This window comes from Flavobacterium sp. CFS9 (assembly GCF_041154745.1).
In the GTDB taxonomy this organism is placed as follows: Bacteria; Bacteroidota; Bacteroidia; order Flavobacteriales; family Flavobacteriaceae; genus Flavobacterium.
Window position 1 is genome coordinate 3,307,543 of sequence record NZ_AP031573.1, and the last position, 25,643, is coordinate 3,333,185.

The window sequence follows — 25,643 nt, forward strand, 5'->3', positions numbered from 1 at the left end:
AGTAAATAAGTTGAAGTTGTCAGAGCAGATTCTAAATAATGGTTGTTGGTATTTTTTTTGAGTAGCAATAAAGAGATAAAAGTAAATAACAGGGGCTATAATGTCATAAAAGACAAGTGAGAGGAAAGTATCGGGAAAAGCCAGCTTTGTCAGAAAAGATGATATTGGTATGCTTAAGGTTTCATTTTTTGGTCCTTTTTATTCCGGTTGTAAAGCAAAATAGTGTAAGTATTAAAAAGAGCAAACCCGACAGGTTTTTTAAATCTGTCGGGTTTGTTTTTTAAATCTAAAGTGAAAAATAGATTATCTGGTGAAAACGCTTTTGTAATTATCCCAATATCTGTAAATTAAAAACAGATTGGCAAGAAATAATAAAATTGCCAGTGGTAAACCATTTGGATTTAGAAAGTAATTAATAAATAAAATGTTTACCGTAATGGGTAAGATCAGTATATTGGCTAGTGTTACATATCGTCCTGTTACAAACGCAATTCCGCAAAGTAGTTCGATTGATTTAGCTAATGGCAATAAATAAGTTGAGGCAACAAGTCCCATATTAAAAGCTTTAAAATCACCGGTAGTTTCTGGCTCCGGAGCCAGTTTGAAGAAAAAACTAAGAGAAGCGAACAATAACAAAAGGCCAATTAAAACACGGACAATAATGGTAGCAATTTTCATAATACGTAAGATTTTTAATGGGTTAAAAAAGTCTAATTTATTTTTGGAAAACGTTATAATCTGAACTCACAAATGATAAAAAGCAATTTTCATGACTTTTATATTGAGAATTTGACAGTCATTATCGCTCTATTTTGAGATAAATAGAATGCTATATCAAATATAACGATTTTTTTCTTATGAAATTGTTGTTTTTTAACAGTTTTCTTATTTCTTATAGTATTTTTTATAAAGGAAAAATCCTCCAAAACCAATCAAAAGAAATGGCCACAAATTAATTAGAAAAACAAAGATCGTTTCAAGAATATACCAGCCATTTTTTAGTGAATCGATGATTTGAATACCCAGGTTTGGTTTGTAAGCATCACTGTCTTTTTCACCGGCAATTAGCTCCTGTTTTATCGTTTCGTTTTGATACAGCTGTAAAGTTATGGTACTGAAGTTGATTTGATCCTCTAAGGATAAATTCTCAATAATGCTGTTGTCATTGGCTTCTTTCTGATTCGCCAACGCATTTTCGGCTTCCATAACATCATTGATTTTTTTACCCTTAGTATCAATTGCTTTTTCGACTCTTTTCTGTGTAGAGGCACTTCTTTTTTGTGAAAGCTGATTGGATAATAACTTTAAAGAAACATCATCGGCTTTGATAAGTCTGTAGTCAAGAAAATCAATTTGTTTGGCTATAGTTTTGATAACGGTGTCCAGTTGTCTATTAGGGACGCGTATCGTAATTTGATTCTCTACTGTATATTTGGTGGTTTCGAGAGTGCTATCCTGACTGATTTTAGTTTTAAACTGATCGCGAATGTTGCTTTGTAAGTTGGTGTAGGTTACAAAACCTCCGAACTTTTGAGTAGTGTTTTCAATTGCATAAGTTGACTTGACGACGTTTTTTACCTTAAATTTAATATCGGCGGTACGAATGAATTTTTGCTTACTGTCTTTTTTTTCCACTGCTGCCGATGAGGAAATTGGAGTGCTGTCTGCTGTAGTTTGTTGATTTGAAATGTCTTCTGCTGTAGCAGGATCGTATTTTTTGCAGGAACAGACTAAGGTGATAATCGCTAAGGAAGTCAATCCAAGGTTGGCAATTGTTTTCATAAAGGTTTTTAGATTTAATTGGTTGAGTAATAATTTTAAGTTTCTGTTTTCAGGAGGAGACCAGAGAGATTCGTGTCGATTTTTTGATCCGTCGAATCCATTTGATACTGGTCTTTATTGGCTGTGTTTTTTAGAAGTGTCTTTGATCAATAGGCAGAAAAAGTTTGAGTATTCTTGTTAATTCGATATACTAAAAAGTGTGCCAATATTTTTTGTTTAATATTTTATTGAAGGATTTTTTTTGTTGTAATTTTGAGGCCTAAAATTTACCTATTTTTGAGAGTTACCGTTAACAAAAACATTTCAGATCCAGAGCATTTTAAACAACAGCTTTTAAGCTGGTCACAACAATTTCGAGAGGTAGTTTTTTTGGATAGTAATTCGTATCCACAGGAATATTCGAGCTTTGATTTTGTTTTGGCGGTGGATGCTTTTACCTCTTTAAAAACAGATTTTCATAATGCTTTTGAAGATCTGAAACAATATCAGCAAACGACTAAAGACTGGCTTTTTGGATACCTTTCTTATGATTTAAAGAATGATACAGAAGACCTTGTGTCGTCAAATTTTGACGGTTTAGATTTTCCGGATTTGTTTTTCTTCCAGCCCAAAAAAATATTCACATTAAAAGGGAATAAACTCGAAATACAATACCTGCTGCTTTGCGATGATGAGTTGGAAGAGGACTATGAAGAGATCGTTAACAGTCAATACGATCCTTTTGAAACGGTAAGCGCGATTGATGTCCAACAACGTATTTCGAAAGAAGCTTACGTTGAAAAAGTCAACAAAATGCTGGAGCACATTCATATAGGTGATATGTATGAGGCTAATTTTTGCATGGAGTTTTTTGCTGAGAATACCGAAATTAATCCTTTGGAAAAATTCCGGAAATTAGACGCAATATCGCAAGCTCCGTTTTCGGTATTTTTTAAAAATCACAAACAATACCTGCTTTCCGCTTCTCCGGAACGATATCTGAAAAAAGGTGGTGAAACGTTGATTTCTCAGCCGATAAAAGGAACTTCAAAACGATTTCCAGATCCGGTTGAAGACGAAAAATCAAAACAATTTTTAGCATCAGATCCTAAAGAACGTGCAGAGAACATTATGATTACCGATTTGGTGCGAAATGATTTGTCGCATACGGCACAGAAAGGTTCTGTTGAAGTAACGGAACTTTGTAAAATCTATTCGTTTTTGCAGGTGCATCAGATGATCTCAACTATCACTTCCAAATTAGATCCACAGTACTCACCTATAGATGTTTTAAGAACCACTTTTCCCATGGGGAGCATGACGGGAGCACCAAAAATTTCGGTTATGAAGATTATCGAAAATGTCGAAGAAACCAAACGAGGTCTGTACAGTGGTGCGGTTGGTTATTTCACGCCTGAAGGTGATTTTGATTTTAATGTGGTGATAAGAAGTATCTTGTACAATCAGGAAAATAAGTATGTTTCGTTTTCGGTTGGAAGTGCGATTACTTCTCAATCGATTCCTGAAAAAGAGTACGAAGAATGTCTGTTGAAGGCAAAAGCAATGCACGAGGTTTTGCAATAACTCATATATTTTAGATTAAAGTATTGCATGCGAAAAAGTTAAATTAGATAAAATTCGTGCAGTTTTATTTGTAGTTTACAAATATAGTGTAAATTCGTACAATTTCAAGATTCAAAAAACTTTCTCCATAATTTAGAATTAAATTTTTACATTTATAAATGCTTTCAAAATTTCAAAATCATCTCGCTGTACGATTTCCATTTCTGGAGGATAAAAAGCTGTTTCTGGCGGTAAGCGGAGGATTGGATAGCATGGTTTTACTGCATTTGTTTCAGCAATTACCGTTTGAAATCGCTGTTTTGCACTGTAATTTTCAATTACGTGGATTGGAAAGTTTTGGAGATCAGGATTTTATCCAAAAGTATTGCAGCGAGAACGCTGTTCCAATTTTTAGCACCCAATTTGATACCGAAGCTTTCGCCAAAGATTACAAACTATCCACTCAGGTTGCGGCTCGGGAACTGCGCTATAACTGGTTTTACGAACTTTTGGAAACCGAAAATTTCGATTATATTTTAACGGCTCATCATGCCGACGACAATCTCGAAACTTTCATTATCAATCTAACCCGTGGTACAGGATTAGAAGGGCTGACCGGGATTCCGGAGCAAAATGATAAAATTGTTCGTCCGCTTTTGCCTTTTTCCAGAGAGGAAATTTTAGAATATGCAAAGCTAAACAATATTCAATGGCGGGAAGACAGCAGTAACGCGTCAAATAAATACCTGCGAAATAAAATCCGTCACGATCTTGTTCCGATCTTGAAAGAAATCAATCCTAATTTTTTAAATGCTTTTCAGAAAACGCAAGGATATTTGCAGGAATCTCAGGAAATGGTTGAGGACGCCTCGATTATGATTTACCAGCAAGTAGCAAAAGAGGAGGGAGAAGATATTCACTTTGATTTGAATCAGCTTAAGAAATTACCCAATTATAAATCGTACTTGTATCAATGGTTAAATGAATTTGGTTTCGTGGCCTGGAATGATATTTATGATTTAGTAGAGGGGCAATCCGGTAAACAGGTTTTTTCAGCTGATTTTCGATTGTTAAAAAACAGAGATATTTTGATTTTGAGTCCAATTTCTGAATTAGAAGAAAATGAAGTATTCGAAATTGGGGCAGCCGAGACAGACGTTAATTTTCCCTTAAAATTGAGGCTTTGTCAGGTAGACGACATTACAATAGATTCAAATAAAGCTATATTTGTGGACGCTGAAAAAATCCGTTTTCCACTCATTTTGCGTAAATGGAAGGAGGGAGATGTTTTTCATCCTTTTGGAATGAATGGAAAATCTAAAAAGCTAAGCAAACTTTTTAAAGATGAAAAATTATCGCTGATTGAAAAGGAGAAAATTTGGATTTTATGTTCAGACAATCGGATTGTGTGGGTAATCGGAATGAGACAGGATGAACGCTTTAAAATTGAGAATACAACAAACAAAATAATTAAAATAGAATTATTATAATGAACCCTAACTACTACCAACAAACAATAACACCAAAAAGTATCTGGAATAAATCCATTGTTTTTTTGCTGTTTTTTCTTTTTGCATTTGCAAAAGGCAATGCTCAAATTCTCGAACCGGTAAAATGGACTTCAAAAATTGAAAAGCGAGCCGGAAATAATGCTGTTTTGATTTTTGACGGAACCATTGAAAAAGAGTGGCACATGTATTCGCAGTTTACACCGGATGGCGGGCCGCTTGCTTTGGAAATTACTTTTAAAAATCAGAAAGGAAATTACAATTTGGTTGGAAAGGCTAAAGAAGGAAAAACCAAAACAGCTTTTAATGATGTTTTTGGTGTAAATGAAACTTTCTTTGAAGGCAAAGCACATATCGAACAAGAGATCACAATCATCAATCCGGATTTAAAAACGGTCGAGGTTGATTTTGACTTTCAGGTTTGTAAAGAAGTTTGTATCAATTCCAGTAAAAAGTTTTCAATTGCGATTCCATCAAACTTTAAAATGGATGCTGTTGCGGCAGTAACAGACTCAAAAACTCCTGAAACTAAAGTGGATGGTTTGGCTGTAGATACTACAAAAACAGCTGTTGAGACTGCTAAAGCTGATCCTGTAAAAGTGCAGACTGCCGAAACTCCGGCTAAAGATAATATGTCTTTACCTGCTTCCTCCAGAAGTTTATGGTCGATCTTTTTTATCGCTTTTATTTCAGGATTTGCAGCTTTACTGACCCCTTGTGTTTTTCCGATGATTCCTATGACGGTAAGTTTTTTTACGAAACAAAGTAAAAGCAGGGCAAAAGGAATACGAAATGCAATCATTTATGGTTTTTCTATTATTGCTATTTATGTAATATTAGGTTTGATTGTGACCAAGATTTTTGGCGCAGATGCGTTGAATGCATTGTCTACGGATGTTTGGTTTAACCTGATTTTCTTTGTGATCCTGATCATTTTTGCTACTTCATTTTTAGGAGCTTTCGAAATAATGCTGCCTAATTCCTGGGCCAATAAAGCGGATCAGCAAGCAGACAGAGGAGGGTTAATTGGGATATTGTTTATGGCGTTGGCTTTAGCTATTGTATCGTTTTCTTGTACCGGACCTATTGTTGGAACCTTATTAGTCGAAGCCGCTTCAAATGGTGGAATTGCTCCAGTTGTTGGAATGTTAGGATTCTCACTTGCATTAGCACTGCCATTTATGTTCTTTGCGATGTTCCCGGGCTGGTTGAATTCGCTGCCAAAATCGGGTGGATGGCTGAATACCGTAAAAGTAGTTTTAGGATTCCTGGAATTGGCTTTAGCCTTTAAATTTTTATCAAATGCTGATTTGGTACTTCAGCTGCACTTTTTGGAAAGAGAAGTTTTCATCGCCATCTGGATCGCTATTTTTGCAGCTCTGACGTTGTATTTATTTGGGAAAATTACATTGCCTCATGATAGTCCTCTAAATCATATTTCGGTTGGAAGATTGTATTTAGGATTGCTTACATTAGTGTTTACGGTATATCTGATTCCGGGGCTTTGGGGAGCGCCTTTAAAATTAATCAGTGCATTCCCGCCACCACCACAATATAGTGAAAGTCCATTTGGAGTAGGAGGATCCTCTGCTTCGGGGAACAGCAGCGTTGAAATTGTCTCAGGCATGCCGGCAGGAGCGGAGTTGGGACCTCATGGTATCATGGTTTTTCATGATTATGAAGATGGTTTAGCGTATGCAAAATCAATCAACAAACCGATTATGCTGGATTTTACAGGTTATGCTTGTGTGAATTGCAGAAAAATGGAAAACAATGTATGGTCGGAACCAATGATTCTTCCAATCCTGAAAAATGATGTTGTCTTGATTTCTCTTTATGTGGATGATAAACGTGATTTACCAAAAGAAGAGCAGTATGTTACAGCAAAAGGAGATAAAATCGAAACTGTGGGAGATAAATGGACCGATTTTATGATTTCAAAATATAAAACCAATACACAGCCATTATATGTGATTACAGATTTAGAAGGGAAGAATTTAAATCCTTCAAAACCTACTATCAGTTATGTAAGCGCAGAAGAATATTTGCAATGGCTGAAAGAAGGAATTTCTAATTTTAAGTAGTTTTTTTAAGAACATAGAGAATAGAGTAAAGAATATAGAGTAAAGTGTACAATCTACAATCTACAATCTACAATCTACAATCTAAAGTCTACAATCTATAATAAAAAAAGGTGAAGTTAATTCAAAACAAAAATCCCTCTAAGGCTTAGCTTTAGAGGGATTTTTTATGGGCAAAGAAGGAAATTTGTTTTTTATAAGAATTCCCCGTGTTGAGAAATATCCAATCCTAATTCTTCTTTCTCTTCAGTAACTCTTAGCGGAGTAATTTTGTTTACAATGAAGAACAAGATATAGGAAGCGACAAATGCGAAAATTGAAACGATTACCAAAGCCGTTAACTGATTGATGAACAATGTTGGAGTTCCAAAAATTAAACCTTGATTGTCTCCGACAGCCGGGTTGATGGCTTTCGAGGCAAAAACACCGGTTAGCAGCATTCCTACCATACCGCCAACACCATGACAGGCGAAAACGTCTAACGCATCATCGATTTTTCCTTTAGGAAATTTGCTTACTACCAAATTACTAACGATGGCAGAAAATGCTCCAATGAAAATAGCATGTGAGATGCTTACGAAACCTGCGGCCGGAGTAATAGCAACCAGTCCTACAACTGCTCCTATACACGCACCAAGAGCAGATAATTTGTGTCCTAAGATTTTATCCAGGAAAACCCAAGCCATTGCAGCAGCTGCGGCAGCAACAGTTGTCGTTCCTAAGGCCTGGACAGCTAATCCGTTAGCACCTAATGCAGAACCGGCATTGAAACCAAACCATCCAAACCATAATAAACCTGTTCCTAGTAAAACATAAGTAATTCTGGCCGGATTTACTTTTTGAACTTTTCTTTTTCCTAAGAACATTGCTCCGGCTAAAGCGGCCCATCCGGCACTCATGTGCACAACTGTTCCGCCCGCGAAATCTAATACTCCCATTTTAAAGAATACTCCGTCAGGATGCCATGTCATATGGGCTAAAGGAGAATATATGAATAGGATGAATAAAACCATGAATAATAAATAAGCCCAAAAACGCACACGTTCTGCAAATGCACCGGTGATTAATGCAGGTGTAATAATGGCGAATTTTGCCTGAAACAATGCGAATAACATAAAAGGTATGGTTGGGGCAAGGCTCCAGGCAGTGCTGGTGCCTACATTCTGAAAGAATAAATTGGAAGTTGGATCTCCAATGATTCCGCCAATAGTAGGGCCAAATGCTAATCCGAAAGCGACAATAACCCATAAGATAGTAACAATTACCATTGCCATAAAACTTTGCAGCATGGTACTGATAACGTTTTTCTTACCTACCATTCCTCCGTAGAAAAATCCTAGTCCCGGTGTCATAAGCAAAACAAAAGCAGTAGCTACGATCATCCAGGCTGTATCTCCTGTGTCAAACTTTACAGCTTCTGCCGGAATTGGATTATCAGATAGTATAAAGTTGGATAAAAAGGTGAGTACTAAAATCGTGATAAGGATCACACTTAAAATAATTTTTCGCATAGTTATTTAGTTTTAAATTTTTTATAAATGTATAAAATCAACTGATAACCATGTAAAAAATAGGGGTATGTGATTTATTTTTGTTAATTTTTTATTTTGCCCCCCTTTATTTTGTATCAACTGAATAATATTAACTTTAAATTTGTGATTTGGCAAAATTGGTTTGTGTTTTTGTTGGTTTATTAACTAAAAAACTGGATTATATAGAGTGTTTTTGATTATTTTTAGGTTGATATACGCTTAATTTGCTTTATTGTTGTGAATTGTGAATAAAAAAGGCGCCATATGAATTTTCAAATGACGCCTTTTGTTATAAAATACTATTGCTTATTTCTGATTGAACTTTGTTTTGAATTTATCGTTCAGTTTTGTTTGAAAAGTTTCTAAGTTAATCTTTCTTCCCTGAATGAAAGCAGTGGTTAACTTATTTGTTCTCATGTCAAGTGCATCACCTTCAGAGATAAATAAAGTGGCATCTTTACCCGTTTCCAAAGTACCGCAAGTAGCGTCAATGCCTAATAATTTTGCCGTATTTGAAGTAATAAGCTGTAATGCTTTTTCTCTGTCTAAGCCATATGCTGCGCAGGTTCCTGCTAAAAACGGCAGGTTTCGCACGCTCATACGCTCGTGATCACCACTGTTTTCAAGTCCTACCACAATGCCTTTATCGGTAAGTATTTTGGCCATTTTATAAGGCAGATTTACATCTTCGTCGTCACTTGTAGGCATGTCATGAACACGTCTTAAGAATACACCAACATTATATTTTTGCAGTACATCAGCAGCTTTATAGGCTTCAAAACCACCTACAACAACTATTTTTTTGATCTGATTGCTTGCCGCTAACTGAATAGCATCAACGATTTGTTTTTCTTCGTCGGCATGGATGTATAGCGTCTGAGTTCCGTCAAAAAGACCTTTTGTAGCTTCAAAAACAATGTTTCTTTCTTTTGAAGCAGCCTGATTGTAAGCTTTTGCATTACCCCAGAAAGCAGCGATTTCTTCTACTTGTTTTGGATAATCTTTGTTGGCTTCAATAACTCCCGGTTCAAACCATGATCCCGATCTTCTGAAATTAGAAGGGAAGTCAAGGTGAATTCCGTCATTCTCCTTTATAATGGCATCTTTCCAGCTCCAGGCATCTAATTGCACCACAGAAGAAGTTCCGGAAATTCTACCCCCGCGAGGAGTGATCTGAGCCATTAAAATCCCATTCGGACGAACGGTTTCTACTACTTTCGATTCAGAATTGTAAGCGATAATACTTCTTACGTTTGGATTAAAAGTTCCAATTTCTTCCTGATCGTCTGACGATTTCACGGCATCAATTTCTACCAAACCTAATGTTGCATTAGCTACGATAAATCCTGGGTAAATGTGTTTTCCGCTGGCGTCAATGGTTGTGTCGTATGCATCGGCAGCAATTCTCACGGTCGTTGCATCTGCTACCAAGGTTAACTTTCCGTCTTTAAATCCTACGGCACTGTTTTGAATAACGCTTCCGTTACCTAAATGCGCAGTAGCATTTAAAATCAAAACCGATTTGGTTTGTTGTGGTGCCGGTATTTGCTGTGCTTTTATTTGCAATGAGGCACAAAAAGCAAGCAGACCTATATATATGTTTTTATTAATCATGTTATCTGTTTTTATCTTTATGAATTTTATAAAGCCGTTATTATTGTTCTAAAGTATCACAGTGATATTCTTTCTTCTCTTTTTTGGTTGGCGGCTGTGTGCTCATTCCTTTGTTTTTTTCCTGTAACATCTGTCCAATCAATAAACTTCTTTCTTTAGCAATAGCCTGTTGTTTTTCAGCATCTTTTTCAAGGTCAAAATACACTACACCTTCAATCATTGTTTTTTCAACTTTAGCATAAATAGACAACGGGTTTTCGCTCCACAATACAACGTCAGCGTCTTTACCAACTTTTACACTTCCTACCTTATCGTCAATGTGTAATAATTTGGCAGGGTTCAGTGTTACAAATTTCCACGCTTCTTCTTCAGAGATGTTTCCGTATTTTACTGCTTTTGCAGCTTCCTGATTCAGTCTTCTAGACATTTCGGCATCATCTGAGTTGTAAGCAACCACTAATCCCTGATTGTGCATGATTGGTCCGTTAAACGGAATTGCATCATTTACTTCAAATTTATAAGCCCACCAGTCAGAGAATGTAGAAGCTCCAACACCGTGCTCTTTCATTTTATCAGCAACTTTATATCCTTCCAGAATGTGTGTAAAAGTGTTCACTTTGAAATTGAATTTCTCTGTAACATTCATCAACATTAAGATCTCAGATTCTACATAAGAGTGACAGGTAATAAAACGTTCTTTGTTTAGGATCTCAGCGATTGTTTGCAGTTCTAAGTCAACTCTTGGTGCTTTTCCTTTTTTAGAACCTGCGTTGAATTTTTTCCAGCTTTCATCATATTCTTTTGCACGTTGGAAATAATCAGTAAAAACCTGTTCAACTCCCATTCTTGTTTGTGGAAAACGAGTAGGATTATCAATTCCCCAATTTGCTTGTTTTACATTTTCTCCCAAAGCAAATTTGATGAACTTTGGCTGGTTTTTGTATAGCATTTCCTCCGGTGCAGCACCCCATTTCCATTTTACAATGGCAGAACGTCCTCCAATTGGGTTGGCAGATCCGTGTAATAATTGGGAAGTAGTTACACCTCCTGCTAAGTCTCTATAGATGTTGATGTCTTCAGAGTTTACAACATCCTGAATCGTAACTTCGGCAGTCGAGTTATGTCCCATTTCGTTCACCCCTTTAGAAATGGCGATATGAGAGTGTTCGTCAATAATTCCGCTGGTAATGTGTTTGCCTTTAGCATCAATAACAGTAGCTGAAGCATCTGAAAGATTTTTACCTACAGCGGCAATTTTTCCATTTTTAATTAAAACGTCAGTTTCAGTTAAAATACCTTCTTTTTCATTGGTCCAAACTGTAGCATTTTTGAATAGTAAAGTTTGAGCCGTTAGTCTTTTGGAGTCACCGAAAGCAATATTTGGATAAGTTGTCGGGATAATTGGGTTTAGTTTTTCAACTTTGGTCGAATCTTTTACAGCAACAAAAGGGCTTGTTCTTGTAGCAGTCCAGAACAATTCCGTTCCGTTTGCCAATACCGCTTTTCCGGATAAGTTTTCCGGTTTTTCGATCAATCCGGTCAAACGTGTAAAATTTGATTTGATTGAATCAGTTGGTTTAATTAAAAGAGTAATCCAGTTTTTAGAAACAGCAAAAGTGCTGCTTACTTTCTTTGTGTCTGCAGTTGTAATTTCAGATTTTGGAGTATCAACCGTTCCTTCGATTTTCCATTTGTAAGTATCTTTTCCAACCGTTAAGTCGTAATTACCACGAATGTCTTTTGCGTTAACATCGTTCACAACGTATTTCGTTCCCTGAACCCAGTTTTCGTATAAAACAGTTTTTTCGTCAAAAATTTCACCTGAAGTAATGATAAAGTTGGCAAAAGCTCCTGTTTTCAAACTTCCTACTTCATTACTTTTTCCTAAAATAGCTGCAGGAACTGTGGTTAGAGCTTCCAGAGCTTTTGTTTTATCGAAACCATATTTAATGGCTTTTAATAAATTAGTTTTAAAATCTTCAGTCTTTTTTAATTTGTCAGTTGTTAAAGCAAAAACAACTCCATTCTCTGAAAGCACTTTTAGGTTTGTTGGTGCCTGATTCCAGAAACGCATATCGGCCAATTCGATTTGATTGGACAAATAAGGGTTAGAAACATCATACGCCTCAGGGAAACTGATTGGAATGATGTATTTGGCATTGGTAGCTTTAATTTCTTCAATTCTTTCAAACTCATTTCCGCTTCCTTTCAGAATATAGTTTAATCCAAATTCTTTGGCAATTTTCGCTGCTCTTAAGCTGTTTAGTTTGTCTTCTGTAGCAAAAATCTGAACCAGTTTTTCGTTATCAGCTAAAGCTTCTAATGACAAATCTTTGGTTTCTGAATTCCCTTTTTTGTACCAGTCTAAGTCCAGGTACATTTGACGTAACAAAGCCGTCATACCCATTAACGAACTTGGGTAAGCCTGATTGGTCAGCGCACTTCTTGTAAAAGCAAAATGGTTGGTGATTTTATTGGCGATAATTTGTTTGCTGTTTTCGGTATTGTTCAGCGCCACTAAAATTCCGGTTCCCTGAGCAACTCCGTCAGCAATATGCGTTCCTACTACTCCAAAACCGGCTTTTAATAATTCTTCGGCTTTCGACTGATCGTATTTAAAAGTTTCATAAGTATTTACTTCCGGACGAACGCTTTCGTTCCAGTAGTAACCTACTTTTTTGGTGTCGTATAACGGGCTGCGGTCACGTCCGCGTCCCGGAGCACTTTTTGGTTTTTCAACCCCAAAGCTGGTGTAGATATCAATAAACGAAGGATAAATCGTTTTTCCTGTAAGATCAATGGCAACACTATTTTTAGGAATGGTGATGTTGTTTCCAACGCCAACCACTTTGCCATCCTGAACTAGTAAGGTTCCTTTTTCGATTTTTTGTGTTGGGGTTACATAAATCGTAGCATTGGTAAAAACAGTGTAATTGTTGTTTTTGTTGTGGACACTTTCATTAACGGGAAAGTAATCTTGAGCGTACGTTTTTGTTAAAAAAACACTCAAAAACAGTAGTAGTAGTTTTCTTTTCATGGATAATTAATAAAATTTTCATTAAAAATAGGAAATATTAATACTTGAGCAAGTTTTAATGAAAATTAATTTTTTATATTCCGCGTTAAGCACCAAAAACGATTTAGTAATTCTTCAGAATTTGGTGTTATGCATTGTTTTTTGAATGTTGTTACTAGATTTTTTTGTTTTGGGTATTTATTTGGTGTAATTAATTTTAATACAAACAAAACTTATATTTTGGGATTTCTGATGAATGTTTCTCTAACAAAATAAAAGAAGAAGCTAAACAAAAAATATTCCTGCATTACGGAGATAGTTGTAAGGTCAAAATTATTGGTCCCCAAATAAAAGTGTAAAAATTGTAATAAAAAGACTACTTTTGTATTTTTGTTAGATTTAGAGTCATTTCAGAAATTATGTTAGTAAAAGTTTACGGAAGTGCTGTTTTTGGAGTAGAAGCAACAACGATTACGATTGAAGTTCATATGGATAAAGGGATTGGGTATCATTTAGTAGGATTGCCGGATAATGCCATCAAGGAAAGTAGTTATCGAATTGCCGCTGCGCTTAAGAATAATGGATTCAATTTTCCGGGTAAGAAAATAACCATTAATATGGCACCGGCAGATTTACGAAAGGAAGGCTCTGCGTACGACTTAACTTTGGCGATGGGAATTTTGGTAGCTTCGGATCAGGTAAAAGCACCGGAGATTGAAAACTATATTATTATGGGTGAGCTTTCTTTAGACGGAAGTTTACAGCCCATTCGAGGAGCACTACCTATCGCAATTAAAGCAAAGGAAGAAGGTTATAAAGGTTTCTTTCTGCCTGTTCAGAATGTGAAGGAAGCCGCAATAGTGACTGGACTAGACGTCTATGGTGTAGAAAATCTTCAGGACGTTATTGATTTTTTTAAAGGGAAAGGAGTGCTTGTGCCTACCGTTATTGATACCAGAGCTGAATTTTATAAGAGCTTAGAGTTTCCGGAATTTGATTTTTCGGATGTACGCGGACAGGAAAGTATAAAACGATGCATGGAAATTGCGGCTGCGGGAGGTCATAACATCATTTTGATTGGTCCGCCAGGTGCAGGAAAAACCATGTTGGCTAAAAGAGTACCAAGTATTTTACCGCCGATGACTTTGCGTGAAGCTCTTGAAACCACTAAAATTCACAGTGTTTGTCAATTACATTAATAAATGATAAAGTACACAAGTAAATGATAATTTTACATAAGTAAATGAAAGTATATTTTTAGACTAAATTATTAATTTTATCAAATTCTTCGATTGTCTTGTAACCTAAGAATGAATGTCTTCTCTTTTTATTATACCAATTTTCAATGTATTCATATACTTTAACTTTCATTTGATTCCTCGGTAGGAGTTTATTTCCATTAATTAACTCAGCTTTAAAAGAATTGAAAAAACTTTCAGAAACGGCATTATCATAATGACTTTGTCTCCGACTCATACTACGCCGAACGCATTTATAGGAGTCTAACGTACTGGTAAAAATTTTATTGGCATATTGAACACCTCTATCAGAATGGAAAATTAAGTCTTTAGCAATTTTCCTGTTTTTAATTGCCATTTCCCAAGCAGGTAAGGTAGTTTGTTTAGTGCTCAATCGATCACCTAAACTCCATCCAATGATTTTCCTGTCAAATAAATCCATAACAATGGTAAGGTATAGAAAGCCATTCGTTGTTTGTATGTGTGTAATATCGGAAACCCAAGCTTTAGAAGGTTCATTAACTCTAAATTCTCTATTTAATACATTTGGAGACACATAATGATTATGAGTTGAATCAGTTGTGACCTTATATTTTCTTTTGACTTTTCTTCGAAGGCCCAGCATTTTCATATATAGTGATACTCGCGAGCTGTGTATTTTAAATCCCCTCTTTTCAAGCTCTTTAGTAATTTTTATGCAACCATACGTATGTTTAAATTCATAAAATATAGCTGTAATTTCTTCTTTTAATAAATTTACTCGAATTTTCGTATTTGTAGGTTCATGTTTTTTTCTCCAGTAATATGTACTTCTCGACACTTCTAACACGGTACATATCTTTAAAATTGAGAATTTAGATTTATTGTTTTCAATGAATTGTTTAATCATTGCTTTTCCTTGAGAAACGTATTTACTTCCACTTTTTAAAATTTCCAGTGTATGCTGTGATTCTTTGAGTTTCTTTTCAAGGTTAGTAATTAAGGCTTGTTCGGGAGTTAATTTTAAGTAGCCACCTCCACAAAAACTTCCTTTTCCAAATTTTTTAAAGTCTTTCCGCCATCTATTTAGACAGCCTCGAGTTGTCCCCAGCTCTTTTTCAAGATTTTCAATTTGCCCCTTTCCTCTGCCATAACTTAATTTTACTGCATATTCTTTGAAAGTACGTTCATATTTTCTCATATTCTGAAGTTTAATTATTTATAAAAAGATGACTTTTTTAATGCCTATTTTCAACATGTTCAAATATCTTTTCTTCTATTTGTTTTTTAGTCGGAAGTATATTTGAAGCCATTAATTCAGATCTAAAAGAAGTAAAAAAGTTTTTAGGAATAATATTATCTAAATGATTCCTTGTTCGGCTCATGCTTTGTCTGACCTCTTTATAAGAGTTTAATTTATGAGTAAACAATTTATTGGCGTATTGAGGTGATCGATCAGAATGAAATATTAACCCCTTCTTTATTTTTCGATTATGAACCGCCATTTCCCAGGAAGGGATAGAAGTTTCTTTTATTGTTGATCCATTACTCAAACTCCATCCTATAATTTTTTTGTCAAATAAATCTATAATAATTGTTAGGAACAAAAATCCAGTCGCTGTTTCTATAATGGTTATACCCGAAACCCAAACCTGAGAAGGTTCTTCAGCTTTAAATTGTCGATTGAGAACATTGGGAAAAACATAAGGATTATAAAATTTACTAGAGGTAGCTTTATCTCTTCTTCTAACCTTGCTCGTAAGGCCTAATTTTTTCATATAGAGAGTAACTTGAGCACGTGATAATTTGAAACCCCGACTTTGCAATTCTGCTGAAATCTTTACATTACCATATATCCCTTTATATTCATGAAATATAGAAGTTATTTCTTCTTCTAATAAGATTGTTTGATGTTGTCTTGGAGATATTACATGATTCTTCCACCTATAATACGTATAATCTCTTATACCTAAAACTTTACACATTCTCCAAAGCGGATATGTATTCAAATTGTTTTCAATAAAATGAAAAATCATTGGTTTTCCCTCAGAAATATATTTACTTGATTTCTTAAAAATTTCAATTTCAAGCTGAGTCTCTTTAAGTTTTTGTTTAAGTGTTCTTTTAAGTTCGGAAAATCTTTTTTGTTCAGGATTCCTAAAACGACCTGGTCCACAAAAACTTTCTTTCCCATATTTTTGAAGTTCTTTTTGCCATCTATAGATATTGGTCGGAGCTATGCCAAGTTCTTTTGCAACTTTAGAAAGATTTGTTTCAAGGCCTAGTTTAACTGCATTTACCCTGAAATTACGGTCATAAATTCTTCGTTCTTTCATTTCCTTAAGCTCATGTTCTATTACGTGAATTTAAGAAATAATGACGTAGATATGTAAATAAAAAAAGATAATGGCATAGAGTATATATCATTATCTTGAGTAATTTCCTAAATGTATTGAAAATTTATGTTTGCTACACTGGATATATTATTATCTTTCTTAAATGTTATCACCATATTCCATAGCGGTTAGACGGCTTTCGATAAAATTAATACCTTCAATATTGTTTAATAATTCCCGAGGTGGATGCTTATCTGTGAAGAAATTGGGAGTGTCTAGCCATCTATCAAAATCTCCTTTGCTGTCAAAAAGAGATTCTGCGTGCTGATATAAAGCATCTATTGCCTTAGTAATTAATTTTTCTGATTCCATTATATTGGTGCAAAAGTGCTATTTAAAGTTAGATTTTGAAATGATTAAAATAGTTTAAGTTGTTGATTATAAATGTAGTAATATTTTACTCAGTGAAGGTGTGAATTAAAATAATAAATGAGAATGCATTTATATGTGTTTTAAAGTAATATTTAAAATGTCAAAAAAGCAAATTTTATGATTTTCCATAAAACATTATTGGGCTTCCCATATTATACTAAAAGCTAGGTTTTTATGAGGAATACAGTGTTCTTTAAACTTTCTTTGGCTATTTCTATCATTAACATATTCAAACCAATCCATTGGCCAAACATCTTCTGAACTTGCAGGAATTCTGTTTTTGTAAAAATATTCACCCATTACAGAATCTTCAGGGATTTTAGAGCTGTACAATAAATATTGAAAAGGAAAATCTTTACTGCAGTGCTTCCATTTTATTTTCCCATTTTCTCCAAAGACGATCATAATTGGATGATTTCCTAGATCTGCAAATCGTATCGCAGTTGCCGTGATACTGGTATGAAATAACTCTGACAAGGTTTTTATAATTGAAAAATCAAATTTTTTTCTCAGAACGTACTTTTTAAATCTTTCTTCTGGCATTAATAGACATGAAGCAAAATAGTCTGCTTCACTTTCTATTCTAAAGTGAGTATTTTCATTATTTTTTGAAGGATGTGGTGATAATAGCCCTTTTTTTAGTCCAACTCTATGATTGTCAATAAAGTAATGGCCGAGTTCGTGAGCTATACTAAAGCGTGATCTGAAGCTTCCTGGCTGATTGCCTTTAAATATATTTATATGTATAAAAAACTGAGAATCATCGTAAATTGTCATTCCGTCAAAAGCATCGCCATAATTATCATAGTACAGCTCCAAATCTTCTTCCGAAATAATACGCTCTAAAGGAGTTATGATTTCAGGATAGTCTAAAGCTATAGTTTCAGCTAAATCTTTAATTCCAAGTAAAGAACTAGTCTTCATTATCTCGCTTTTTTCGGTGCTTTTCATACATTTTGTCAATAATATCCTTTGATAAATTTTCATTACCATTTCTGGCGGCCATCTTTAAATCATTTATTTCGGAGGTACTATAATTATTAAGCTGAATGACCGATTTTTTTATTATCTTATTATTTATGATTGAGTTTACATCAATATGGACTTCTTTTAATTTAAAATCAAAGTCAGCATAAACAATATTGAATATATCTAATTGAGCTTCGCTAACTGGATAAAGAAACCCCAGCGCTCCTAGATGATAGTCTAGATTTTCTAAATTAATTATTGGGTTATTATTTTCTTGCATGACTTTCGTTTAAATATTTTTGAACATGAAGATTTGCATCTCTTTTATAGATTCTTATAGTTACAGGAACAAGCTCTAGAGTCTCCTGGAGTTTTTTACTGATTGATCGCGGTATATTTTTCCCCTCTCTTTCATATGCTTTGTAGGTCAGATAAATAATCTTGTGTTTTTCAGTTAGTCCTAAAAAAGCACCATCCATTATTTGCAGTTTTTTGCGTAATATTTTTTTATCTTCTATATCGTCACTATCGCACAATTTTTCAGTTAGATCATCTAAATTGGTAATTATTTCTAAAGCTTCTTCTTCATTTGGATCTGCACATGTTGTTGCATGCTCAAATTTTAGTATTTGTGTATACATTATAGGATAAAGCCATAATAAAATCCCTTTATCAATGCTTTTACCTTTTAATTTTTCTACATTAAATGTGGGATACTTCCATACACGTGCAAAGGCACAATGTGCAACATCCAAGGCAACAATTTCATTGTAACCAAATTTTGAGCAGTATACTTCCGCCTTTTGAAGTATATCTTTTTCAAAACGTCTGCAAAATTCTGCAAAAGCTAGTTCAGCTTCCTTTGGATATTCTGCTTTAAAAGAAATATAATCCAGTAATTCAGAACTGCATATTTTCTCGAAATCTATTGTATCATTTAGTGTGGTTTCCATCTATATACCTGAAAGCGTTAGTAACGGATTTGGTATATGAGTGAGGGACTCATATATCAAATCAAATATATGATTTGTAAGTTAAATATTAAGACAACTTAAAAACAATTTAAATAAAAATGAAAGAAAAAATAGAACATGTGAAATTTATAATTAATCGTTTTGATACCTACATGGAAAGTACCCAAACTAAAAGCAATCTATATCTTGCGCTAAATACAGCCATACTTGGAGGTATTATTACTTTGGCTGCTTCCAGTAAACCTCAAGACGTTACTTCTTTTTCAGTATTTGTATTAGGAAGCATAGCATTTCTTGCTGTCGCAAGTATTACAATAACACTTATTGCCATTACTCCTTATTTAGTAAGCGCGTCAGAAAAGAGCGAGTCGGTTATTTTTTTTCAGGATGTAAGGAACACCACGTTTGATGAATATGTGGATAGAATTAAGGATATGTCAGATAAGAATTTCCTAAAGGATCTTTCTTGCCAGGCATATAGTTTAGCAGGAGGGCTACAATCAAAATATAAAAAACTTTTTTATGCCGGAAGATTAATCATAATTGAATTTATTCTTCTATTAGTTTATGCAATAACACTAGTAACGAACATTATATAATTTATGGAACCATTTTTAGAATATCAAAACATTATCGAGAAAGCTCTTAACAGAAACGAGATTCGCAAGAGCTTAAATGAATCAATTACATTTTCAGACCAATCCAGAGCTGCAGTTTTAGGGAAATATACCATGAGTGATTATATCTCAAATCGGTCACAATTATCTCTTTCAACCGATTTAGCAGCAATTGCAAAAAATATGGGCGCAATTCCCCGAAGTAATCAAGTAATCGGCCATCATCCGGACTTTATGTATTTAAAAGGGACATCTAATACTGAGAAACATTATATTATTTCATCATTTATTGATATAAAGGGGTCGACCAATCTTTTTAAGAAATATGATGAGGAAACCAATATGATCATTACCAACACTATTCAGTTGGCGGCCATAAATGTTTGTCAGGTTTTTGGAGGATTTGTCCAAAGAATACAGGGAGATGGGTTGTTTGTTTATTTTGGAGGTAAAAATATCGATAAGAATAAAGCAACTCAGCATTGTCTTACAGCTCTTAGTTTGTTTAGTTATTTTGTAAAAAATGACTTAAAAAGAATATTTGAACAACACGGAATTGAAAGGATATATACAAAGATCGGAATTGATTTCGGAAATGACGATAAGGTGTTATGGGGCGTTGCTGGTACAGATCAGACCAGTGAAATTGCTACCTATAGTTTACATACCAGTTTAGCAGCTAAAATGCAGGCTTATGCAGGTAGTAATGAGATAATTGTGGGACAAAATGTAAAAGATAAAGCGCAATTTGAGGATAAATTTTATTCTGTTGTAGTGGAGAAACGTTATATATTTTCCGATCCTGAAAATAGCTTTTTTTATACTCAGTATGTTTTTGACTGGATTAAATATCTTAAATCATCCCCATATATAGCGACATCAGTTTCAGGTGATATTACAATTAAGCCTCAGATATCAAATGTTCCAAATATTGCTTTTTTAAGAGAAGCAGTTGGAGAAAACAAACCATATGCAAAGATCAAAAATAGATAACGATTTAGAAGAGGTTCTGGAAATGTTTCCGAAAATGAAGCTAACAGTAGAGAATAAGTTTAAAGTTCTTTCCGGGGAAGTGGACATATTTGACAGCGCAAATATTTATGTGGAAAGTTTCAATATAAAAGTAATAGTTCCGCCAAGATATCCGTATCAGTTTCCCCGACTATTTGAAATAGGAAATAAATTTGAACATGTTCCAGACAGGCATGTAAGTGAAGACGGATCTTGTTGTGTATGCTCACTCCAGGAAGAAAATTTGGTAGCTCAAAGAGGAATGACTATAAAGAATTTTTTTCTAAAGTATGTTTTACCTTATCTGGCTAATCAATTGTATTTTGATTCTCAGGGCAGGTGGGCAAATGGAGATTTTGATCATGGAGATATGGGAATTTTTCAGTATTACAGTGAACTTTTAAAATTAGGAAATGTTACTGAGGTTATCGAGTTTTTAGCTCTTTTTAATGTCACAAAACTTTATAGAAATGATGTTTGTTTTTGTGGTAGTGGTAAAAAGCTTAAGAGATGTCATGAGGATGCTTATCAAGTGTTTAAAGGCTTATCAAAAAAAAGAAGAGAAACTGATTTGTTTGAATTACGGAGTTTAGTCAAAAAAATGAGTAAGAAAATAAAAGAAGAAGAATTATAAAATTTTAATATATATACGATGCCAAATTATCAAGTTACTCGGAAAAAAGGGCAGGAGGGATGGAATGTTCGAAAAGCAAATGGACAAAGAGCATCAGCAATTACATCTACACAAAAGGAGGATGAAAAATTAGCTAAGCAATTTTTAGCAAATTCAGGAGGTTGAGAGGTAAAAATTCACAGGCCAAATGCAGGGCCAATTAGGGACAGTGATACAGTAAAGCCTGGTAATGATCCGGCATTAAGCAAGGATATAAAGTATTAAGAATAACTGAGTGATTAGATTTACTAATCATTCAGTTATCACCATTTCCCGGATTTTTTAAAATATTCAATTCCTTTGAAAGCTGCAATTTTTGCTTTTTCAAGATTTTCAAATACTTTACTGCCAGTTGTTCTGTCAATCATGACCTTAAATTTTCGTGTAAATTTGTCTTTAAATATTACTAGTATATGATTTTCAATTTTTAAATAAAAATTGCCTTTTTGACTTAATTTCCACTTTCGATTATGCCAGTTTTTTAATCGATTAGCTCTATTTCTTAATTCCTTTTCTCTTTTTCCAGGATTGTAATAATCATTGGTCATATTTTCAGCACAGACACAACCTACACGAAATTCATCTTCAACTTCAGGGTGTTCTACAAGATGTACGTATCTTATTTTCTCGTTTCCACACATCATACAAGTTTCATAATCGGTATCGTCTTCCGATTCGCCATCTTGTCTTACATCAATTACATCGTTTAAACTCCAGCCTTTATGTGGAATACCTTGTTGTTTCCAATGATTTGTCATAATCTGAATTAAAATATTTAATAAAATGCTATTATATTGATCAATCTTTATTTAGTTTTCTTTTAATTTTTTGAACCGTATTCTTCGAGCAGTCTGTAAGTTTTGCTATTTCCAATAAAGTTGGAGGGTTTTTTCTCTTTAAATAAGAAACTACATTTGGATATTTTTCAAGGAATTTTTCTGTTGATTCAGAAGTATTTTTTATTCTACCTTTATATATACCTTTCGCTTTTGCTATAGCAATACCTTCACGCTGTCTTTCTAAAATAGAATCTCTTTCCATTTCGCTAATATTAGCCAACACACTTACAATTAATTTAAAAGTTGGATTTTCTTTCCTATTTGTTAAACTTTCCAATCCTAAGTTGTCAACTTTTAAGCAAATATTCATTGAGTGTAATTGCTCAATAGTTTGCAGTACATCTAATGTATTCCTGTCTAATCGATCAATACTTGATATACTTACATAGTTAATTTTCTTTTCAATAATATCTTTCATTAATTTAAGAGCTTCCGGTCTTTTTGAAAATGGGATTGAGCCACTTACTTTGTCAATGTAAATTCCTTCATCTGGATATTGTTTTACAATCTGTCTTTCAGTTTTTTGATTTAATGTTGATACTCTAACATAACGTGCTTTCATTTTTGTCTTAATTAGACCAAATTTAGGGTAGGTATATTTGGTATGTGTTTACTCCAATAATTCTGTAACATAAAAATACAAAATCTAGATTAATATTAGATTATAATCTAAAAATGGTGTTAGTTAAATTTGTAATATTTTTACGACTATAAAAAAAATATTCTCATATTTGTTTGTAATAAAAACGCAATACTTAAGAATAAATATGATTGAGGATAAACAACTTAAAGAAATTGCTAAATACATAAATGGAAAGAGCTTTAAGTATTGGATCTTGATTTCTTATAGAAGGTCTGTACAGGGAACACAAACTTTTAAAGAAGCAGTATTAATTAATATTGAGAAATTGAATTATCTTAAGGATAATATTTTTAGAAAAGATAATCCTAGAATAATTCTAGAAATAGAAGAAATAAGAACAGTGAATTTTCCACTAGGATCAATTTTTGATTGCTCAGGGAATTTATTAATGGTACCAATTGAAAGTTCAATTAAAAATTATGTCTATAAAAACAGTATTTTAATAGATCCATATAACGATTTTGTTCAACCTTTTGACAAGGATGAAATTTTTGATACAGAGTTTATTCATGGAGTACCCTGTTATTATAAAAAAAGAGAGGAAAAAAACACGATATTTATTATACCTGTACATGTAATTTTAGACTTTTTCTTTTATACCGATACTTATACAACAAATATTTTGGTAAATAATTTTTCAGCTGTAGAAAAATTAGAAAAGATTATTCCAAATATTTTATTATATCCAAGTACTCTTATTAATCAGGACTCAGCAAAAAAAATAGGAAAATATTTTTTTACAAAATATAACGATGGATATCGAGCTTTAAAGAGAATTCATGCGCATGAAAAAGAATGGTTAAATCAGGCTAAAAACAATTTAGATCGCAAAGCATATATAACCACAAATTTGCCATTTGGAATAAAAACATACTTATCTGTAATTGGAATTTACTTAACTGATAAAGATTCAAAAGATAAATTTTTTTTAGTGTTTGCAATTGAAGAGGCAAAACCGGTAGATGAAAGAAAACCCTTTTTTGAGCAAGATGAAATATTTTATCTTGATTTAAATGACAAGAGGAGTACGGGTTTAAGAGATGAGAAAGAGGTTGTACAACGTGATCGGAGTGTAAATCGAATAATTAAAGAAAATTACGAAGAGAATGAGGAATTGTCAAATGATTCAGTTAATAATTCATTGCCACTAGTGACGAATGAAACAATTAAAAATAATAAATTTAGTATTGCCCCGGAATTTAAAAAACTAGATAGAATTGACCAGTTAAAAAAGTATATTACAAATAAAACTGTTTTAAAGGAAAATAATAAAGTAGGATTTAATTACACTGAGGAAAGTAGTCTTAGTGACACTGCTAGATATCAGGCCATTGAAAGTAAAACTGAATCTTTATTTTTTAGAGTTTTTTTTAAGGCTATAGAATTCTTAAAAAATGAAGGCTATACTGCTAGCTATTTACTGCTTGATAATAAAGGCTTAAATCCTAGATTGACTATCGTTCCATCTGGAGTAAAAGTTAGAAAAAACCTTATGTCTTTAGTAGCTAGTATTTGTCAAATTGAAATAGGCGGATATAATTACACTGTTATTGAAGCGGGAGAAAATCACTATATAGGAATGTTTGCTTGTACAAATAATTATAAGTTTAATTCAATTTGTGAAATTAGAATCAAAGATTTTTTAGAAAAGGTTATTAATAAACATAATTATAATTGGTCTAAAGTAAATGAAAAAGAAAATTCTAATTTTCAGAAAGAAAGTAATATAAAAATACTCAGACCGATAGAGCATGAGAGAAAGAAATGTGAATTACTTCGTAAAGGTGAAGAAAAAAAGACGGAAAATGAAATCATTGATTTTTTGGCAGCTAGACTTGCAGGAAAAATAAAAAAAAGAATTCTAAATGATATTAAGTAAAATTACTCAAAAACCAGTATGGATAATTATTATCATTTCGGATGTATGATTTATAAATTCTATGTTTTTTTAGAAAGGTATTCAAAGTAGTCGGATAATTTTCAAATAAAGGAAATACATCGATAATTGCAATTCTTCTTTTTTCAATTGACCAAAGCCCAAAATCTTTTTTCACTGAAGGGATATTATTTTTTTTGTAATGTAATAGTAAACCTGACCTAAATCGATTGTTTTTTGACGAAGATAAATATTTAGTAAGAAGCATAATAAAACCTTCGAAAAAGAGAAAAGAAAATGATGAAATACTATTGTAGCCATCACTTATGGTTTGATTGATAAATTTTTGATATTCAATTTCTATTGCTGTTGGTAGTTCATCTTTAATGTTTGTTTGGGATAAATCATATCCACATAGACAATATTTAAGAGAGAGGGGATGTATTACATCACTGGTATTTTTGGATAGATTTGTTAAATGATATGTTATTGGATTATTACAATTATCACATTTTTCTTTTAATCTTATGTTGCAATCTAGACAAACTAGGGAAATTGATAATCGCCATTGCTTTTTGAAATATGGAATTTTCTTGTTCAAGCAGGATGGGCAATATAGGGTTCCAAAATTTTTTCTTTTTTGATTGGATATGCCAAGTGGTAATAATCCAATTGTATAAGTTTTACAATTTGCTTTCTCAAAAATAATTCCTTCATAGGATGTCAAAAAAAGATTGTCAGCTTCTCGCTTGTTTAAAAGGGAATGGTTAACTATTCCATTTATAATTTCATTTGGTTTGATTAAATCAACATTTCTTGCTAGAAAATGATTTGAACTTTTAAAATAGATTTTAAGAAAACTATATACTTTAATTTGATGCTCGGCAGATAATCTGCATAACCAAGATGAAAACAATTCATCTTTTTGCGGATGAATGTATGCGGGCCAGATATTTTTATTCTTGATAAGAACCATTAAAA

22 protein-coding genes and 1 pseudogene are annotated in these 25,643 nt (G+C 33.3%); 9 read left to right on the plus strand and 14 right to left on the minus strand.

Annotated features, from left to right (window positions below; translation table 11 throughout):
- Positions 1-303 precede the first annotated feature (303 nt).
- Positions 304-678: a DoxX family membrane protein gene (locus tag ACAM30_RS13985; protein ID WP_369615221.1), complete on the minus strand. Its 375-nt coding sequence runs from the start codon at positions 676-678 to the stop codon at positions 304-306.
- 207 nt (positions 679-885) lie between these two features.
- The gene (locus ACAM30_RS13990) at positions 886-1,782 is read right to left on the minus strand and encodes a DUF4349 domain-containing protein (RefSeq protein ID WP_369615222.1); all 897 of its coding nucleotides are present in this window, start codon (positions 1,780-1,782) and stop codon (positions 886-888) included.
- Positions 1,783-2,058: 276 nt separating this feature from the next.
- Between ACAM30_RS13990 and ACAM30_RS13995 the strand changes: the two genes are divergently transcribed.
- From ACAM30_RS13995 to ACAM30_RS14005, 3 genes are all read left to right on the plus strand, one after another.
- Positions 2,059-3,345: an anthranilate synthase component I family protein gene (locus tag ACAM30_RS13995; RefSeq protein ID WP_369615223.1), complete on the plus strand. Its 1,287-nt coding sequence runs from the start codon at positions 2,059-2,061 to the stop codon at positions 3,343-3,345.
- A gap of 158 nt (positions 3,346-3,503) precedes the next feature.
- A complete protein-coding gene (tilS, locus tag ACAM30_RS14000; RefSeq protein ID WP_369615224.1) occupies positions 3,504-4,814 on the plus strand; it encodes a tRNA lysidine(34) synthetase TilS in 1,311 nt (436 codons plus the stop codon).
- Positions 4,814-6,916 carry a cytochrome c biogenesis protein CcdA gene (locus tag ACAM30_RS14005; RefSeq protein WP_369615225.1) on the plus strand — a complete coding sequence of 701 codons (2,103 nt, stop codon included), beginning with the start codon at positions 4,814-4,816 and terminating at the stop codon, positions 6,914-6,916. The genes tilS and ACAM30_RS14005 overlap by 1 nt, the downstream gene beginning before the upstream one ends.
- Positions 6,917-7,107: 191 nt before the next feature.
- On the opposite strand, the gene ACAM30_RS14010 is transcribed toward ACAM30_RS14005, so the two are convergent.
- The 3 genes from ACAM30_RS14010 to ACAM30_RS14020 all read right to left on the minus strand — a co-directional run bounded on the left by ACAM30_RS14010 (position 7,108) and on the right by ACAM30_RS14020 (position 13,096).
- Positions 7,108-8,424 (minus strand): ammonium transporter, encoded by a 1,317-nt coding sequence (locus ACAM30_RS14010; RefSeq protein WP_369615226.1) that lies wholly within the window; start codon positions 8,422-8,424, stop codon positions 7,108-7,110.
- A 327-nt stretch (positions 8,425-8,751) separates the two neighbouring features.
- Entirely contained in the window at positions 8,752-10,059 is a 1,308-nt protein-coding gene (locus tag ACAM30_RS14015; protein ID WP_369615227.1) for an amidohydrolase family protein, read from the minus strand.
- 40 nt (positions 10,060-10,099) lie between these two features.
- The gene (locus ACAM30_RS14020) at positions 10,100-13,096 is read right to left on the minus strand and encodes an amidohydrolase family protein (protein ID WP_369615228.1); all 2,997 of its coding nucleotides are present in this window, start codon (positions 13,094-13,096) and stop codon (positions 10,100-10,102) included.
- Between the two features lie 398 nt (positions 13,097-13,494).
- Here ACAM30_RS14020 and ACAM30_RS14025 point away from each other — a divergent pair.
- Positions 13,495-14,259, plus strand: a pseudogene (locus ACAM30_RS14025) (YifB family Mg chelatase-like AAA ATPase); the annotation flags it as partial.
- A 73-nt stretch (positions 14,260-14,332) separates the two neighbouring features.
- On the opposite strand, the gene ACAM30_RS14030 reads toward ACAM30_RS14025, so the two are convergent.
- The 6 genes from ACAM30_RS14030 to ACAM30_RS14055 form a co-directional block, all read right to left on the minus strand.
- Positions 14,333-15,493: an IS3 family transposase gene (locus ACAM30_RS14030; RefSeq protein ID WP_369615229.1), complete on the minus strand. Its 1,161-nt coding sequence runs from the start codon at positions 15,491-15,493 to the stop codon at positions 14,333-14,335.
- A 37-nt stretch (positions 15,494-15,530) separates the two neighbouring features.
- A complete protein-coding gene (locus ACAM30_RS14035; protein ID WP_369615230.1) occupies positions 15,531-16,628 on the minus strand; it encodes an IS3 family transposase in 1,098 nt (365 codons plus the stop codon).
- 159 nt (positions 16,629-16,787) lie between these two features.
- A complete protein-coding gene (locus tag ACAM30_RS14040; RefSeq protein ID WP_369615231.1) occupies positions 16,788-17,000 on the minus strand; it encodes an antitoxin Xre/MbcA/ParS toxin-binding domain-containing protein in 213 nt (70 codons plus the stop codon).
- 195 nt (positions 17,001-17,195) lie between these two features.
- On the minus strand, positions 17,196-18,011 hold the full coding sequence (locus tag ACAM30_RS14045; RefSeq protein WP_369615232.1) for an ImmA/IrrE family metallo-endopeptidase: 816 nt from the start codon (positions 18,009-18,011) through the stop codon (positions 17,196-17,198).
- On the minus strand, positions 17,974-18,309 hold the full coding sequence (locus ACAM30_RS14050) for a hypothetical protein (RefSeq protein ID WP_369615233.1): 336 nt from the start codon (positions 18,307-18,309) through the stop codon (positions 17,974-17,976). Before ACAM30_RS14050 ends, ACAM30_RS14045 begins: the two co-directional genes overlap by 38 nt.
- A complete protein-coding gene (locus ACAM30_RS14055; RefSeq protein WP_369615234.1) occupies positions 18,296-18,982 on the minus strand; it encodes an RNA polymerase subunit sigma in 687 nt (228 codons plus the stop codon). The genes ACAM30_RS14050 and ACAM30_RS14055 overlap by 14 nt, the downstream gene beginning before the upstream one ends.
- Positions 18,983-19,101: 119 nt before the next feature.
- On the opposite strand from ACAM30_RS14055, the gene ACAM30_RS14060 reads away from it, so the two are divergent.
- The 4 genes from ACAM30_RS14060 to ACAM30_RS14075 are packed head-to-tail and all read left to right on the plus strand — an operon-like array spanning position 19,102 to position 21,430.
- Positions 19,102-19,602, plus strand: coding sequence for a Pycsar system effector family protein (locus ACAM30_RS14060; RefSeq protein ID WP_369615235.1), 501 nt, complete (start codon positions 19,102-19,104; stop codon positions 19,600-19,602).
- Between the two features lie 3 nt (positions 19,603-19,605).
- Complete coding sequence (locus tag ACAM30_RS14065; protein WP_369615236.1) at positions 19,606-20,613, plus strand: adenylate/guanylate cyclase domain-containing protein; 1,008 nt, start codon at positions 19,606-19,608, stop codon at positions 20,611-20,613.
- The gene (locus tag ACAM30_RS14070; protein WP_369615237.1) at positions 20,591-21,265 is read left to right on the plus strand and encodes a YecA family protein; all 675 of its coding nucleotides are present in this window, start codon (positions 20,591-20,593) and stop codon (positions 21,263-21,265) included. Before ACAM30_RS14065 ends, ACAM30_RS14070 begins: the two co-directional genes overlap by 23 nt.
- An 18-nt stretch (positions 21,266-21,283) precedes the next feature.
- Positions 21,284-21,430, plus strand: coding sequence for a DUF2188 domain-containing protein (locus tag ACAM30_RS14075; protein WP_369615238.1), 147 nt, complete (start codon positions 21,284-21,286; stop codon positions 21,428-21,430).
- 137 nt (positions 21,431-21,567) lie between these two features.
- Here ACAM30_RS14075 and ACAM30_RS14080 read toward each other — a convergent pair whose 3' ends face one another.
- Complete coding sequence (locus tag ACAM30_RS14080) at positions 21,568-22,062, minus strand: hypothetical protein (protein ID WP_369615239.1); 495 nt, start codon at positions 22,060-22,062, stop codon at positions 21,568-21,570.
- A gap of 40 nt (positions 22,063-22,102) precedes the next feature.
- Positions 22,103-22,705 (minus strand): recombinase family protein, encoded by a 603-nt coding sequence (locus ACAM30_RS14085; protein ID WP_369615240.1) that lies wholly within the window; start codon positions 22,703-22,705, stop codon positions 22,103-22,105.
- A gap of 205 nt (positions 22,706-22,910) precedes the next feature.
- On the opposite strand from ACAM30_RS14085, the gene ACAM30_RS14090 reads away from it, so the two are divergent.
- The gene (locus tag ACAM30_RS14090) at positions 22,911-24,665 is read left to right on the plus strand and encodes a hypothetical protein (protein ID WP_369615241.1); all 1,755 of its coding nucleotides are present in this window, start codon (positions 22,911-22,913) and stop codon (positions 24,663-24,665) included.
- Here ACAM30_RS14090 and ACAM30_RS14095 read toward each other — a convergent pair.
- Positions 24,658-25,638 carry a TniQ family protein gene (locus tag ACAM30_RS14095; protein WP_369615242.1) on the minus strand — a complete coding sequence of 327 codons (981 nt, stop codon included), beginning with the start codon at positions 25,636-25,638 and terminating at the stop codon, positions 24,658-24,660. The two genes, ACAM30_RS14090 and ACAM30_RS14095, sit on opposite strands and share 8 nt — an antisense overlap.
- Positions 25,639-25,643 lie beyond the last annotated feature (5 nt).

Excerpts from the sequence above, each read along its gene's own strand:
- ACAM30_RS14075 (WP_369615238.1), top strand. The coding sequence starts at position 21,284 with ATGCCAAATTATCAAGTTACTCGGAAAAAAGGGCAGGAGGGATGGAAT.
- ACAM30_RS14045 (WP_369615232.1), bottom strand. The coding sequence starts at position 18,011 with ATGAAAAGCACCGAAAAAAGCGAGATAATGAAGACTAGTTCTTTACTT.
- ACAM30_RS14050 (WP_369615233.1), bottom strand. The coding sequence starts at position 18,309 with ATGCAAGAAAATAATAACCCAATAATTAATTTAGAAAATCTAGACTAT.
- ACAM30_RS14070 (WP_369615237.1), top strand. The coding sequence starts at position 20,591 with ATGCAAAGATCAAAAATAGATAACGATTTAGAAGAGGTTCTGGAAATG.
- ACAM30_RS14035 (WP_369615230.1), bottom strand. The coding sequence starts at position 16,628 with ATGAAAGAACGAAGAATTTATGACCGTAATTTCAGGGTAAATGCAGTT.
- ACAM30_RS13990 (WP_369615222.1), bottom strand. The coding sequence starts at position 1,782 with ATGAAAACAATTGCCAACCTTGGATTGACTTCCTTAGCGATTATCACC.
- ACAM30_RS14010 (WP_369615226.1), bottom strand. The coding sequence starts at position 8,424 with ATGCGAAAAATTATTTTAAGTGTGATCCTTATCACGATTTTAGTACTC.
- ACAM30_RS14020 (WP_369615228.1), bottom strand. The coding sequence starts at position 13,096 with ATGAAAAGAAAACTACTACTACTGTTTTTGAGTGTTTTTTTAACAAAA.
- ACAM30_RS14090 (WP_369615241.1), top strand. The coding sequence starts at position 22,911 with ATGATTGAGGATAAACAACTTAAAGAAATTGCTAAATACATAAATGGA.
- ACAM30_RS14005 (WP_369615225.1), top strand. The coding sequence starts at position 4,814 with ATGAACCCTAACTACTACCAACAAACAATAACACCAAAAAGTATCTGG.
- ACAM30_RS14055 (WP_369615234.1), bottom strand. The coding sequence starts at position 18,982 with ATGGAAACCACACTAAATGATACAATAGATTTCGAGAAAATATGCAGT.
- tilS (WP_369615224.1), top strand. The coding sequence starts at position 3,504 with ATGCTTTCAAAATTTCAAAATCATCTCGCTGTACGATTTCCATTTCTG.
- ACAM30_RS14065 (WP_369615236.1), top strand. The coding sequence starts at position 19,606 with ATGGAACCATTTTTAGAATATCAAAACATTATCGAGAAAGCTCTTAAC.
- ACAM30_RS14080 (WP_369615239.1), bottom strand. The coding sequence starts at position 22,062 with ATGACAAATCATTGGAAACAACAAGGTATTCCACATAAAGGCTGGAGT.
- ACAM30_RS13985 (WP_369615221.1), bottom strand. The coding sequence starts at position 678 with ATGAAAATTGCTACCATTATTGTCCGTGTTTTAATTGGCCTTTTGTTA.
- ACAM30_RS14095 (WP_369615242.1), bottom strand. The coding sequence starts at position 25,638 with ATGGTTCTTATCAAGAATAAAAATATCTGGCCCGCATACATTCATCCG.
- ACAM30_RS14015 (WP_369615227.1), bottom strand. The coding sequence starts at position 10,059 with ATGATTAATAAAAACATATATATAGGTCTGCTTGCTTTTTGTGCCTCA.
- ACAM30_RS14030 (WP_369615229.1), bottom strand. The coding sequence starts at position 15,493 with ATGAGAAAATATGAACGTACTTTCAAAGAATATGCAGTAAAATTAAGT.
- ACAM30_RS14085 (WP_369615240.1), bottom strand. The coding sequence starts at position 22,705 with ATGAAAGCACGTTATGTTAGAGTATCAACATTAAATCAAAAAACTGAA.
- ACAM30_RS14060 (WP_369615235.1), top strand. The coding sequence starts at position 19,102 with ATGAAAGAAAAAATAGAACATGTGAAATTTATAATTAATCGTTTTGAT.
- ACAM30_RS14040 (WP_369615231.1), bottom strand. The coding sequence starts at position 17,000 with ATGGAATCAGAAAAATTAATTACTAAGGCAATAGATGCTTTATATCAG.